Origin of the sequence: Porcincola sp. LCP21S3_C12 (assembly GCF_052118625.1) — a bacterium.
GTDB lineage: Bacteria > Bacillota > Clostridia > Lachnospirales > Lachnospiraceae > Porcincola.
Window position 1 is genome coordinate 38,588 of sequence record NZ_JBQKGW010000003.1, and the last position, 13,220, is coordinate 51,807.

Here is a 13,220-nt window from a genome sequence, read left to right on the forward strand (position 1 = left end):
AATCAGGAATGGAGGATGAAGCATGAAAGGTATTATTCTGGCTGCCGGCAAGGGAACCCGGCTGTATCCGATTACACTTCCGATCTGCAAGCCGCTGCTGCCGGTATATGATAAGCCGATGATTTATTACCCGCTATCGGTTTTAATGCAGGCAGGAATCCGGGATATTCTGGTGATTGTTCCTCCGGATGACAGCCAGCCTTTTATAGATCTTCTTGGGGATGGTTCTCATCTGGGACTCCGTATTGAATATAAGGAGCAGAAGGTTCAGCGCGGCATTGCGGATGCATTTCTGATCGGAGCGGACTTTATCGGGGATGATTCCGTATGTCTGGCACTGGGAGACAATATTTTTTACGGACCAGTGTTCAACCGGAAGCTGAAGGCGGCAGCACGGCTGGACAATGGGAAAGGAGCATCCATCTTTGGGTACTATGTGCCGGATCCGAGGGCATTTGGTGTTGTAGAGTTTGACCAGGATGGGAAGGCGATGTCGATTGAGGAGAAACCGAAGCATCCGAAGTCCAACTATATCGTTCCAGGACTGTACTTTTACGATAACAGGGTTGTAGAGATTGCCAGACAGGTGAAGCCGTCTGCCAGAGGAGAACTGGAGATCACTTCTGTTAATAATGCTTATCTTAAGCAGGGCGAGCTGAACGTTGTGACGCTTGGTGACGAGTACTCCTGGTTTGATGCCGGGACGGCAGACAGTCTTTACGATGCGGCCGGAGAGATCCGGAAGGCACAGAGAAGCGGGAAGATGATTGGCTGTATTGAGGAAGTGGCGCTGAAGAAGCGCTGGATTACGATCGACAATCTTTTGGAACAGGCCAGGGCTCTTGAAAAGACACAGTACGGACAATACCTGTTCGGGATTGCCGCGGAGCAGGAAGATGCAGAGTGAGCTGATAATTCTGACGCAGTATCTGATGATTGTCGGTATGGCTGCCGGCTTTTATTCTTTATTAACGGTCAGTTCCGGGGAGGGAATGCTCCTCGGAACCGTTCTTGTGACGCTGATCATGTATGCTGGCGGGCTGCTGAAAAACTTCCCGGCAGCTGTTTTTGTGTGCATAGCAGTCGGGTGTACGGGATGGCTGATATTCTTCCTGCAGCAATGGAAGCAGCTTAGAATGCCATGTTATAACAGCAAGGTAAATCGAAGTGACTTGGATTGTCATGAGCCAGCGCGAGTCAGATCGGTACAGCTCCCTTTTCTTTCGGTTGAGCTGCTTTTTCTGACGCTTTTGTTTACTGGGTCGATGTTCCTTTTCCACAATGATTTTGTGCAAAAAATAGATGACTTTCATCAGTGGGCAGCGGCAGTGAAGTATATGCTGGAGAGGGGACATCTTCCGCAGGCACAGGACTTCATCGGGACAACATCGATGCCGATGTTTACCAGTGTCTTCCATTTATACTTTCAGATGCTTGCCGGGTATAATGAAGGGCACATGTATGTATCCTCCTTTTTTCTGAATGCGGTTGCCTTGCTGCTGCCGCTCTGCAGGGTAGGATGGCGGAAATTGAAGCCAGCATTTGTCTATGCTTTTACGGTCTATATTGGATTATATACATTCTACTTGCATGCGTATAAAAGCTTATACGTGGATCTTCCGGTTGCGGCGTGGGCAGCGGCGATTTGTATCTGGGTGTCGCAGACGATTCGAGAACGGTATCCGCACAGAAGAAGAAATTCGCTGCTGCTGTTGCTTTCGGGGTTCTTTATGACGATTGTAATCAAGCAGGGGATTGGCGTACTTCTCGCGGGATTTGACCTTATGTATGTGGTTGCTGACCTTGTATTTTACTATGGCAGACAGGAGACCAGAAACTGGATTCGGCGAAACAGAAAATGGATTCTGGCTGGCGGATTGTCCGTACTGGCAGTCGCTATCGTTGTTTTATTAAGTGCCGGGAAGACCTTTATCCCGTTGTCAGGAGGAGGTATACAGGAGGCTCTCTGGGTACAGGGGGAAAAGGCGAAGCTGACGCTTCGTATGCTTTTCATGAATCTTTTCAGCAAGACACTGAACTCTCGTGCAAGGCTGCATGTGAGAGCGCTCCCGACTGTTCTAATATTTGCAGGAATCCTGTTTGCACTTTCATATACAAGGAAAGATAAAGAACGCAGGCAGTACAGAGGACTGGGCCTTTTTGTACTGATTACATTTATTTTATATATAGGTGCGCTATACATAGTGTATGTTTCGACATTTTCTTACGAAGAGAGTGTGAAGAACGCAGCGGTGCATCGGTATTTCTCTGTTATTATACTGTATGAGTTTTTTATCTTGATGGCTGCGGTGTATGGACTTTTTTATGAAAAGATGACGGAAAGTCCAATCATCGTCCGAATGGGGATATGTGCAGTGCTGGTGTGCAGTGTGAATGGCAAATTCATCAGTGATGTTTCACACTATCATTTCTGGGAGACAAGTGGTTACCGCACCATAAAAACAGTTAAGATGGAGCTGGCTGAGATCGAAAAGATCGTGCCGGACGATGAGAAGGTATATCAGCTCGTTCAAAATTATTCTCTTGAGAAAATGAATGAATTCCCAATGTGTGTGCCGTTGTATTACCGGGAAAATATGCTCAGCAATTATATCAAGGAGCCGTGGAAGTTCAATGAGAATGGCAGTCTGAGACTACTGTCTCAGACAGATATACGGATTGAAGCGTTTCCGGGAATACTGACACAGGGTGATTACCGTTATGTCTGGATTTATGGTGTAGATGATTATTTGGAGGAAGAACTGCCTCATGTTTTGGATGTCGAGGGCGAAGACAGAAAAAATGAAGTGACAGAGGGCTTATACCTGTGTATTCGTGACGAACGTGGGAATGTAACAGGCTTGAAATGGATTGATTCCTTACAGGAAGATTCATAACAATTATAATAAAAAAAGAGGGGAAATTTCTGTGGGAGTAGAATTTCAACTGAAGCAGCAGGCCAAGATGTTTTCTCAGAATGTGTATCTGCCGGCGGTGTATGACCTTCACCGCTGCTGCAGGGTGGAGCAGAATCTGATTGTCTTTGCGGATGCCCACCATGACGGCAGGCCGGAGGCGATGGAGCTGCTTTACCGGAGACTGAAGCAGAGCCGTGTTCAGCCGGCTTATCATATCGCAGAGATGTACCTGGATTTTGGCCGGGCATCGAAGGCGGAGGTCATGGAATATTCGACGCGGTTCATGAAGCTGTACGTCAGAGCTTCGGTGGTCGTTGTCTGCGACAATTTCCTGCCGGTCGCGTCCTGCCGGAAGAAGCGGGAAACGATGGTTGTTCAGCTGTGGCATGCCTGCGGATGCTATAAGAAATTCGGGTATGACGCGAAGGATGATATTCCGGAGGGGTATCATGGAGATGTATACCGGAACCTGAGCCTGGTTACCGTCAGCGCGGAGGCGGCGGTGGAGCCATTTTCATCCGCGATGCACCGGACACATGGGGAGGTGCAGGCGCTTGGTGTCAGCCGGACGGATCTGTACTTTTCGAGGAAGTGGAGATACAGGTGTATGGAAGCGTTCCGGGAACTGTACCCGGATGTCTACGAGGAGACAGGCGCCGGAGACGGCAGAGAGGAAGGAGCCGGAGATGGCAGTGATGCAGGTGCCGGAAGCGGCAGGCAGGCAGGCGCCGGAAGTGTCAGGGAGACAGGTACCGGAAGTGCCAAGGGGTCAGGCAGCCTGAGAAAACGCCGGAAAGTTGTGCTCTGGGCGCCGACATTTCGCGGGAACGCGGGGCAGCCGGGGCTTCTGGATCTGGACACGGAGAAGCTTCAGAGGCAGCTCGGGAAGGAGTATCTTGTCCTGACGCGGGTGCATCCGCATATGAAGGAGGCGCGGAAGGCGGTGAAGAATCACTGCCCGATCCCAACGGAGCAGCTTTATCCGGTTGTGGATGTGCTGATCGCGGATTACTCGTCTCTGATCTATGAATACCTGCTGGCGGCGCAGATTCAAAATCAGCAGGATCCGCATGGAAGTCTGGGCCTGCATGGCAGTGTGGGGCTGCATGGCGGTCTGGTGCTGTATACTCCGGATCTGGATACCTACATGGCGCAGCGCGGAACCTACATGGATATCCATGAAATTCCGGGAGAGATTGTGAAGGATGCCGACAGGCTGGCCGATGCGGTCAGGCGGGCCGCAGGAGAGGACAGTCCGGGATTGCGCACCGGCGAGAGCAAAGCGGATGACGGGGGACAGGCAGCAGGCTGGATAGCGGACCAGGCAAAGAAGAGGAATGCATTCCTGAAGCGGTACCTGGCTGCCTGCGACGGACAGGCGACCGCACGTATTGCAGAGAAGATCAGGGTGCACTGCTTCGGGGGAGACGGAGGGACTTCCGGAGCCACAGATGTGTAACATTGCCCGATTTTTCACTTTGTGGTATGGTGGACATCTGTGGTATACACTTTCGTGATGGATAGTGTGTCGGTTTTTCATGAAATGAGGAAATATATGAACGTTGCGCTGATTATCGCGGGTGGCTCCGGCCATCGCATGGGGCAGGATATTCCGAAGCAGTTTATCAATGTGTATGACAAGCCGGTGCTGATCTATACGCTGGAGGGATTCCAGCGGCATCCGCTGATCGATGCGATCGAGCTGGTCTGCATCGACGGATGGCACGATGTGGTCTGGGCGTATGCAAAGCAGTTCGGTATCGACAAGCTGAAGTGGATTGTGCCGGGCGGGAATTCCGGGCAGGAATCGATCCGGAACGGTGTCTACGGGCTGGAAGACAAGTGCGGAGAGGATGATATTGTCATCATCCACGATGGCATCCGTCCGCTGGTGGATGCTTCCGTGCTCTCGGATGTGATTGAGACGTGCCGGAAGTATGGAAATGGCGTTACCTCCATGCCCTACAACGAGCAGATTTTTGTCAAGGATGACGAGATCTCAACGGTTAAGTATATCCCGCGTGAGACGCTGAGACGGGTACAGACACCGCAGGCGTACAAGTTCGGGAAGCTGGACTGGGCATATCACAAGGCATTCGCGGAGGGAATCGGGATCAAAGGGTCCTCATATACGAACACCATGATGGTGGAACTGGGAGAGCGGCTGTACTTTGCGGCGGGTTCCGACAAGAACATCAAGCTGACCACGAAGGACGATCTGGAGATGTTCAAGGCGTATCTGAAGATGGATAAGGACAACTGGCTGAAGTAAGGGTATTTGATGATGAGACTTCTGGAGAGTGAACTGTTTCAGCAGGATCTGAGCGGCGTGGCGGCGCTGGCTCTCCCGTGGGAGAAGCTCCGGGGTGCATCCTTCATGATCTCGGGTGCAACCGGGATGATCGGGAGTACGCTGATCCATGTGCTGATGAAGAAGAACCGGGAGGATGGCCTGGGCTGCCATCTCTTCGCTCTGGGGAGAAATGTACAAAAAGGAAAGTCCAGATTCGAGGAGTACTGGAGCGATCCGCTGTTTACGTTTATCCAGTGTGATATTGATGACGTGGAGAATCTGAGGGAATCACTTCGGGCAGCGGGGCTGAGTCATGTGGACTATATCTTTCACGCGGCTTCGAATACGCATCCGGTGGCATACGCGACGGATCCGATCGGGACGGTCGTGACGAATATCATCGGCTTGAACAATCTTCTGGATTTTGCGGCGAAGGCAGGAGCAAGGCGGTTTGCTTTTGCCTCCTCCAATGAAATCTATGGGGAAAACCGGGGCGACGTAGAACTGTTTGACGAGAAGTACTGCGGCTACATCGACTGCAATACGATGCGTGCTGGCTATCCGGAGAGCAAGCGGGCGGGCGAGGCGCTCTGCCAGGCTTATATCCGGCAGAAGGGGCTGGATGTTGTGGTTCCGAGGTTCACCAGATCGTTCGGACCGTCCATGCTGATGAGCGACACGAAGGCTATCTCCCAGTTCATCCGGAAGGGTGTGGAGCGGGAAGACATCGTGCTCAAGAGTGCGGGAACCCAGAATTATTCCTACACCTATGTCTGTGATGCGGTTTCCGGCCTTCTGACCGTTCTGCTTCTGGGAGACTGCGGGGAAGCCTACAACATCGCGGCGCGCAGCTGTGATATCACCCTGAAGGATCTGGCAGCGCTCATTGCGAAGGAAGCAGGCACGAAGGTGGTCTTTGAGATTCCGGATCAGTTGGAAGCGGCCGGATATTCGAAGGCAACGAAGGCGCTTCTTGACAGCAGGAAGCTGGAAAGCCTGGGATGGAACGCACAGTTTGACATGGAGACTGGGCTGCGGCATACGGTGGAGATCCTCAGGGAAGTGCAGTAAAGACTCATGGGCAGACAGACCGGGCTTCTGTCTGGTAAATCATACGGGGAAACAGGACGTATATGGCGAAAATCAATTTCGGGGATTATCTGAAATCGAAACAGCGCAAGGCCAGGACATATGAGTCGGATGAAGCACTGGTTCAGCGGGCAAGGCTGAAGCTGAGCGTAGATCCGATGGTTGTGTCCCCGGCTTACCGGGTGAAGAACCTGGAGGCGGCGGAGGAACTGCTTTCGGATGTGAAGGGATATCCGGGGGCGGAAGCACTCTATGATTCATGCAAAAAGCAGCTGTCTGAGGCCAAGGTACAGAAGAAAGAGGCGGATTATCAGAGAGCCTGCCGTCATCTGACGGAAGCCAGAGAGGAACATGAGTTTGGCAAGGTGGCGGGAGAGTTCGCAAACCTTCAGGGATATCGCGATGCCGATGAGAAGCAGGCTTATGCCCGGAAGCGTGCGAAGGCGCTGAACCGGAGGTTCCAGATCACGCGGGCTGCGGTTCTTCTGGTGATTGTGGCACTGGTGGTGCTGATTGCCAGAAGCTACAAGGGCGGCTACATGAACTATATGGCGGCGAGGCTGGAGGGACTTGGCGGCCAGTACCAGTCGGCGTACAGCCGTTTTTCAAAGCTGGGGAGTCTGCTGGACAGCAGGGAGCAGGCGGAGAAGTACAAGCAGCTGTATCTGCGGAAGAGAGAGGCGGCGGAACGCAAGACCCTTCCGACAGCGAAAAAGGGTGACACCGTTTCATATGCAGGTCAGGACTGGCTGGTTCTCCGGAGAAGTCATAAGAAGCTCCTGATGATCTGCAGGGCACCGTCCTCCGACAGTGTCTTCAGAACGGTCCAGTTCCACAATGTACGGAAGGATGTCTCCTGGGCGGACAGCTCGCTCAGAGAGTTTTTGAATGGCGGGGCGCTCCAGGGGGAGTTTACAGAGCTGGAGCAGTCGGCGCTTGTGGATATGACCTATACACCGTCCGGCAATGATTTTTACGGGGTCTCTGCGCCTTCCGAACCACTCACCGATAAGGTGCGGATCTTTGATCTGGAAGACATGAAGACCTATTCCGATGTGTTCGAGAAGCCGGCGGTAGACATGTGGCTGGCAGCGCCCGGACATGATCTGTCTTCAGCCGTCTACCAGTCCAAATCAGGGACGGTGATGATGTACGGCGACGATGTGACGGATATGAATCTGTCTGCCTGCCCGGTGATCAAAGTGGATCTCAAGGTGCTGGAAAGCCAGGACAAGAAACAGTAAGCCAGAAGCGGAGGAGAACTGCAGATGGGCAGCAAGTGGAAGAATCGGATCCGGACGTTCCGGAAGTACTGGGATCTGCTGGTGGAGCTGGTCAAGCGTGACATCAAGCTGAAGTACCGCCGCAGCGTCCTTGGGTATATCTGGAGTGTACTGAACCCGCTCCTGATTATGGTTGTCATGACGGTTGTGTTCTCGGCGATGTTCAAGAAGAACATCGAGAATTATCCGATCTATCTGCTGACAGGGCGTGTTCTGTTTGAATTCATGCGGATGGCAACCCAGAACGGACTCAAGTCTGTGACCAACAACGCGTCGCTGCTGAAGAAGACCTATATTCCGAAGTATATCTTCACCTTGTCGAAGGTGACGAGTACGATGATTGATTCAGTCTTCTCGCTGGGCGCCTTTTTCATCGTGATGCTTGCAACACGGTCAGCCTTCCACTGGACCATGCTGTATCTGGTCATCATTATCATACAGGTGTACATCTTCAGTCTGGGGCTGACATTCCTGCTTGCCGCGCTCGAGGTATTTTTCCGTGACATAGAGTATATCTACCATGCGTTTATCACAGCCTGGATGTACCTGACGCCGCTGTTCTACCCGATCGAAAATCTGCCGCATCTGCTTCAGGTCATCATCAAGGGCTTCAACCCGATGTACTATTACATCGCTGCATTCAGGGATATTACGCTTGCCGGAAGGATGCCGGGACCGAGGCTGGTCGTCGGAGGCTGGCTGTGGGCATTTGCGGCGCTGGCGCTGGGATTGTACGTTTTCCAGAAAAAGAAGGATGAGTTTATCCTTCATATCTGAATCACACCGAATCGGGAGATCGGGCGCAGAACCGCCGGGGCCGGTCGTCAACCGCCGGAAACGGGGGGGACACTGGCAGAAATGGAGAGATTCTATGGCTGAAAATATCATCGATGTGAATCATGCGTCGATCCGCTTTAATCTGGGGAATGTCAAGGTCGACAATCTGAAGGAATTCACGATCCGGAAGATCCGGCATGAGCTGACGTTCCAGGAGTTCCTGGCACTGAAGGATGTGGATCTTCATGTGAAGAGGGGCGAGTCCTGGGGGCTGATCGGGACAAATGGATCCGGCAAGAGTACGCTGCTGAAGATGATTACCGGAATCCTGAAGCCGTACAAGGGCTCTGTCCAGGTGCGGGGCAAGATTGCGCCGATGATCGAGCTCGGCGCCGGTTTTGACCAGGAGCTGACAGCCCGGGAGAATATCTTTCTGAACGGGGCGGTTCTCGGTCACTCGAGAAAGTTCATGGAGGAGCATTTCGATGAAATTGTCGAGTTTGCGGAGCTTCAGCGCTTCCTCGACTCGCCGATCAAGAATTATTCCTCCGGCATGAAGGCGCGGCTGGGCTTCGCGGTTGCCACGATGGTCAACCCGGAGATCCTGATCTGCGACGAGGTGCTGTCTGTCGGGGACGCGAATTTCAGAAGGCGCTGCAATGCCCGGATGCAGGAGATGCTTTCAGGCGGAACGACGCTGCTGTATGTGTCCCATGACATCCCGTCGGTTGTACGGCTCTGTGATCATGTCCTGTGGCTGGATAAAGGCGATGTCGTGATGCAGGGGGATCCGGAGACGGTTTGCAATGCGTATCTGGAACATCAGGAGAAGGTCTATTCTTACGCGCAGAAACAGCGCGAGGATCGGCAGGAGATCGAGTCCGGAGAGGTTTTCGATTATCTGGTGGTCGGCGCTGGCCTGTATGGCTCTGTCTTTGCAAATGAAGCCCGCAAGGCCGGCAAGTCTGCGGTTGTGATTGACAAGCGCAACCACATCGGCGGCAATATTTATACCTCTCGCCGGGATAATATCGATGTTCATGAATATGGAGCCCATATCTTCCACACGTCTGACAAGAAGGTCTGGGAGTATGTGAACCAGTATGCGGAGTTCAATCACTACATCAATTCTCCGGTAGCCCGGTACAGGGATGAACTTTACAATCTGCCATTCAATATGAACACCTTCTCGAAGATGTGGGGGCTTTATACACCGGAACAGGTGCAGGCCAGGATTGAAGAGCAGAAGGCGGGATATATCGCGCAGAAAAAGAAAGAGCGCGGACTTGCGCCGGAAGAAGCATTTGTCCCGCAGAATCTGGAAGAGCAGGCGATTTCTCTCGCCGGGACGGATATCTACGAAAAACTGATCAGAGAATACACACAGAAGCAGTGGGGACGTCCGTGTACGGAGCTTCCGGCCTTCATCATCCGGAGGCTGCCGCTTCGGTTTACCTACGATAACAACTACTTCAATGACCGCTACCAGGGCATCCCGGTCGGCGGATATACGCAGATGGTCGAAAAGCTCCTGGCCGGTGTGCCAGTAATGACAGGAATCGATTACCGGACATTTGCAGAAAAGTATGCGGGAAAGTTCCGGAAGGTCGTCTATACGGGGCCGATCGATGAGTATTTTGATTACAGCCTCGGGCATCTGCAGTACCGGACCGTCCGGTTTGAGACGGAGGAGCTGGACATACCGAATTACCAGGGGAATGCGGTCGTGAATTACACGGGCAGCGAGGCTCCGTGGACGAGAATCATCGAGCACAAGTGGTTTGAATTCGGCAAGGATCTGGAGGGAAACGACATCCCGAAGACGATTATCTCCAGGGAATATTCGACAGAGTGGAAGCCGGGGATGGAGCCTTATTATCCGGTCAACGACGAAGCCAATACGAAGCTGTATGAGCAGTACAGAAAGCTCGCCGAAAAGGAACCGAATGTCATCTTCGGCGGGCGCCTCGGGACGTACAGATATTACAACATGGACCAGATCATCCTCCAGGCCTGGGAGACGGCGGAGAAGGAGCTGAAGACCAGAATCCTGGTCGGAAGTGTCGGGAAGAAGTAGGATGCCTTCTCTCCCGGGGCGGCTGGCGGCATGATCTTCGGCGTGGGAAAAGCCGCCTGATGTGCGGTTGAACGACCTGAGTAGAAGGAGCAGTCAGCGCAGGGATCTTCCGAAAACAAGCTGCTCGATTCGCTCTGTTGAGTGACCGTCGCAGGCGCGCATGAACTTGTGGCGGAAAGCTGCCAGTTTCTTTTTGTCAAAGGCAGTTTCTGACTGACGGATCGCGTCCATCAGTTCATCCATCGTTTTGCAGACTGGCCCCGGAGCCAGCTCGCTATAGTTGTAGTAGAAGCCGCGCCAGTCGTTGTAGTCGTCGAGATCGTAGGCGTAGAACAGAACAGGACGGTCAAGCAGGGAGTACTCGAAGACCAGCGAAGAGTAATCCGTGATGCACAGGTCGGCCGCGCACAGCAGCGTCTCAATTGTGCAGGTGTGTGTCAGGTCCATCGCGAAGGTTCCGTCCAGATCTGCCGGAATCTTCGGTGTGGTCATAGGACCGACATAGGGATGGTTTTTGATGACAACGACGTACTCATCCCCGAATTCCTTTTTCAGCCTGCGCAGGTCAAAGGTCTGAAAATCCGGAGTGGAGGCCCCTGCAACCCTTCCGCGGAAGGTCGGGGCGAAAAGGAGAATCTTCTTCCCGATGGATGCCGGAAAGACGGCGTGGATCTTTTCTGTATTTTTCTGAATGAATTCCGGGTCAAAGTAAACATCTGTCCGGCTGACGCCGGTTGGCATCACGATCTCCTTCTGCTCTTGCAGATCCATGGCCTCGATGTATGCCCACGCGACATCCGGGCTGCTGACGGTGACAAGGCTGAGGTTATTATAGTAATTCAAAAAGTGCTTTTTACGTTCCTTCTGACTTGCCCCGAATTTTTTATTCGCCGTACTGGCACCCCATTTCTTAAAAGCGCCGCAGCCGTGCCAGAGCTGGATGACCATCGTCTCCTTCCGCAGCGGAAAGCTGCTGGTGGCAAGGGCTGCATCGTTCAGAAAGATGTACTTCGCCGTGGCAGCGTCCTTTGTGTACGCCTCCAGTGGCTTCATTGAGTCTGTGCCCGGATCGAATTCATGCAGATAATGGATGTGGACGGTGTATCCTGCCTGCTTTGCGTCTTCATAGATCAGCCGGAAGTTATCAGACAGCGAGACGGCTCGGTTCTCGACAAACAGAACCTTCTGATCATCGACGGGTTTTCCTGCCTCTGAACGGTACCAGGCGGGAATGGTCTCTCCGTACAGCCTGTCGCTTCTCTTCAGTCCGAAGTACCTTTTGATCTGTTTCAGGGGCGGGATCTGTGTCACGCGCCAGTAGATGCCATGGCAGGTGCGGAAGAAAAGGCGTGAAAGACGGTTGCTTCCCCGGTTGTACTGGTTGATCATAGTCAGATTCCCTTTCTATATATGGGGGTTCATAGGATTTCTGACGAGCCCGACCTCAGCGTTCCCCGGCCATGGTATCGCCGAATACGAGTTTCATGATGCGGTCTGTCGAATGACCATCGCAGGAGCGCATGAAACGGTAGCGGAAATCCTTGACAGCCTGCCTGTCAAAACGTTCGTCGATATGCTGGATATAGTCTATCATATCCTCGTTGGTTCTGCAGACAGGGCCAGGTGTCATCTCATCGTAATTATAGTAAAAGCCTCTCCAGTCAAAATAGTCTTCCAGATCGTAGGCGAAAAAGAGCATCGGACGTTCCATCAGAGAGTATTCGAAGATCAGGGAAGAGTAGTCGGAGATACAGAGATCGCTGACCATCAGGAGGTCGTTGATGTCCAGACTCCGCGAGCCATCGTAGACAAAGGAGCCTGTCAGGTCTTCCGGCAGTTTCGGGAGCTCCCGAACGAGCTGATGGTGCTTGATGATCATGACGTAGTCTTCGCCAAGCGCTTTATGAAATGCACGCACATCCAGCTTGTCAGGCGCTTCAGCCTCATTGGTGTGGCCGCGGAAGGTTGGCGCGTAGAGAATGATTTTCCTGCCTCTGGCAGCAGGGAATTTCTGATAGACCTTCTGGTAAGCCTTCCGGATACGATCCTGGTCGAAGAATACATCGGTCCGGCTGACGCCGATCGGACGGACGATGTCCTCATGCTCCTGGAGCTGCATGGCTTCCACATAGGCCCAGACGACATCCGGGCTTGATACAGTGACGTATGTATAGTTTCGGTTATATGGATGGCGGAGCTGCCCCTCCCGGTCTGCTCCGAACAGTTGGTCGGCTGTGCTGAAGCCGAACCGCTTGAAGGCGCCGCAGGCGTGCCAGGTCTGTACGACGATCGTTTCCGGCCGCATGTCCACGCAGGAAAGAACCTGCGAGGCTTCCGGCAGGAAGACATACTTTGCGGTTGCAAGATCCGAGAGAAATGCGGCGCAGTTCTTCTTCCACTGCCGTCTGTAGGCATAATTCGCCCGGAGATAGTGTTCATGGATGGTGTATTTCCCGGATCGCTCAAGCCGGTCGCGGATCAGGCGCATGTTGTTTGTAATCCTGGGCTGCACGGGTTCCAGGAAGATGACTTTCCTTTCATCAACCGGTTCGTCGCGGTGCGCATTGTAGAAGGAAGGGAAATATTGATCATATGTGACATCCTTTCGATGCTGGAAATAGATTTTTCCGAGCGGGTTATGATGAAGGGCATACCGGATATGTTTATAACAGAACCAGTAGACCGGGCGGATGACCCTTGACTTGTGCCAGATGTTCCTGGCTGCGTCGTGGAAACGGTTTGATGCTGACATGGTGTGTGTACCTCGGCGATTCCTTTTAGAG

At 52.8% G+C, this 13,220-nt stretch carries 10 protein-coding genes and 1 pseudogene; 9 read left to right on the forward strand and 2 right to left on the reverse strand.

Annotated features, from left to right (window positions below; all coding sequences use genetic code 11):
- Positions 1–22 precede the first annotated feature (22 nt).
- From rfbA to glf, 9 genes and pseudogenes are all read left to right on the forward strand, one after another.
- The gene (rfbA, locus tag ACTQ1N_RS02260) at positions 23–907 is read left to right on the forward strand and encodes a glucose-1-phosphate thymidylyltransferase RfbA (protein WP_441954215.1); all 885 of its coding nucleotides are present in this window, start codon (positions 23–25) and stop codon (positions 905–907) included.
- The gene (locus ACTQ1N_RS02265; protein ID WP_441954217.1) at positions 897–2,897 is read left to right on the forward strand and encodes a hypothetical protein; all 2,001 of its coding nucleotides are present in this window, start codon (positions 897–899) and stop codon (positions 2,895–2,897) included. Before rfbA ends, ACTQ1N_RS02265 begins: the two co-directional genes overlap by 11 nt.
- A gap of 31 nt (positions 2,898–2,928) precedes the next feature.
- On the forward strand, positions 2,929–4,377 hold the full coding sequence (locus ACTQ1N_RS02270; protein ID WP_441954219.1) for a CDP-glycerol glycerophosphotransferase family protein: 1,449 nt from the start codon (positions 2,929–2,931) through the stop codon (positions 4,375–4,377).
- Positions 4,378–4,473: 96 nt separating this feature from the next.
- Positions 4,474–5,190, forward strand: coding sequence for an IspD/TarI family cytidylyltransferase (locus ACTQ1N_RS02275; protein WP_441954221.1), 717 nt, complete (start codon positions 4,474–4,476; stop codon positions 5,188–5,190).
- A gap of 9 nt (positions 5,191–5,199) precedes the next feature.
- On the forward strand, positions 5,200–6,282 hold the full coding sequence (locus ACTQ1N_RS02280; RefSeq protein ID WP_441954223.1) for an NAD-dependent epimerase/dehydratase family protein: 1,083 nt from the start codon (positions 5,200–5,202) through the stop codon (positions 6,280–6,282).
- A 62-nt stretch (positions 6,283–6,344) separates the two neighbouring features.
- Positions 6,345–7,544, forward strand: a complete 1,200-nt coding sequence (locus tag ACTQ1N_RS02285) for a hypothetical protein (RefSeq protein WP_441954225.1) — start codon at positions 6,345–6,347, stop codon at positions 7,542–7,544.
- Between the two features lie 24 nt (positions 7,545–7,568).
- Positions 7,569–8,360: an ABC transporter permease gene (locus ACTQ1N_RS02290; RefSeq protein WP_321049437.1), complete on the forward strand. Its 792-nt coding sequence runs from the start codon at positions 7,569–7,571 to the stop codon at positions 8,358–8,360.
- Between the two features lie 94 nt (positions 8,361–8,454).
- Positions 8,455–8,970, forward strand: a pseudogene (locus ACTQ1N_RS02295) (ABC transporter ATP-binding protein); the annotation flags it as partial.
- A 264-nt stretch (positions 8,971–9,234) separates the two neighbouring features.
- Positions 9,235–10,437 carry a UDP-galactopyranose mutase gene (glf, locus tag ACTQ1N_RS02300; protein WP_441954481.1) on the forward strand — a complete coding sequence of 401 codons (1,203 nt, stop codon included), beginning with the start codon at positions 9,235–9,237 and terminating at the stop codon, positions 10,435–10,437.
- A gap of 93 nt (positions 10,438–10,530) precedes the next feature.
- On the opposite strand, the gene ACTQ1N_RS02305 is transcribed toward glf, so the two are convergent.
- Positions 10,531–11,826 (reverse strand): CDP-glycerol glycerophosphotransferase family protein, encoded by a 1,296-nt coding sequence (locus ACTQ1N_RS02305; RefSeq protein WP_441954227.1) that lies wholly within the window; start codon positions 11,824–11,826, stop codon positions 10,531–10,533.
- 55 nt (positions 11,827–11,881) lie between these two features.
- The gene (locus tag ACTQ1N_RS02310) at positions 11,882–13,189 is read right to left on the reverse strand and encodes a CDP-glycerol glycerophosphotransferase family protein (protein ID WP_441954229.1); all 1,308 of its coding nucleotides are present in this window, start codon (positions 13,187–13,189) and stop codon (positions 11,882–11,884) included.
- Positions 13,190–13,220 lie beyond the last annotated feature (31 nt).

Excerpts from the sequence above, each read along its gene's own strand:
- rfbA (WP_441954215.1), top strand. The coding sequence starts at position 23 with ATGAAAGGTATTATTCTGGCTGCCGGCAAGGGAACCCGGCTGTATCCG.
- ACTQ1N_RS02265 (WP_441954217.1), top strand. The coding sequence starts at position 897 with ATGCAGAGTGAGCTGATAATTCTGACGCAGTATCTGATGATTGTCGGT.
- ACTQ1N_RS02275 (WP_441954221.1), top strand. The coding sequence starts at position 4,474 with ATGAACGTTGCGCTGATTATCGCGGGTGGCTCCGGCCATCGCATGGGG.
- ACTQ1N_RS02280 (WP_441954223.1), top strand. The coding sequence starts at position 5,200 with ATGATGAGACTTCTGGAGAGTGAACTGTTTCAGCAGGATCTGAGCGGC.
- ACTQ1N_RS02285 (WP_441954225.1), top strand. The coding sequence starts at position 6,345 with ATGGCGAAAATCAATTTCGGGGATTATCTGAAATCGAAACAGCGCAAG.
- ACTQ1N_RS02290 (WP_321049437.1), top strand. The coding sequence starts at position 7,569 with ATGGGCAGCAAGTGGAAGAATCGGATCCGGACGTTCCGGAAGTACTGG.
- ACTQ1N_RS02305 (WP_441954227.1), bottom strand. The coding sequence starts at position 11,826 with ATGATCAACCAGTACAACCGGGGAAGCAACCGTCTTTCACGCCTTTTC.
- ACTQ1N_RS02310 (WP_441954229.1), bottom strand. The coding sequence starts at position 13,189 with ATGTCAGCATCAAACCGTTTCCACGACGCAGCCAGGAACATCTGGCAC.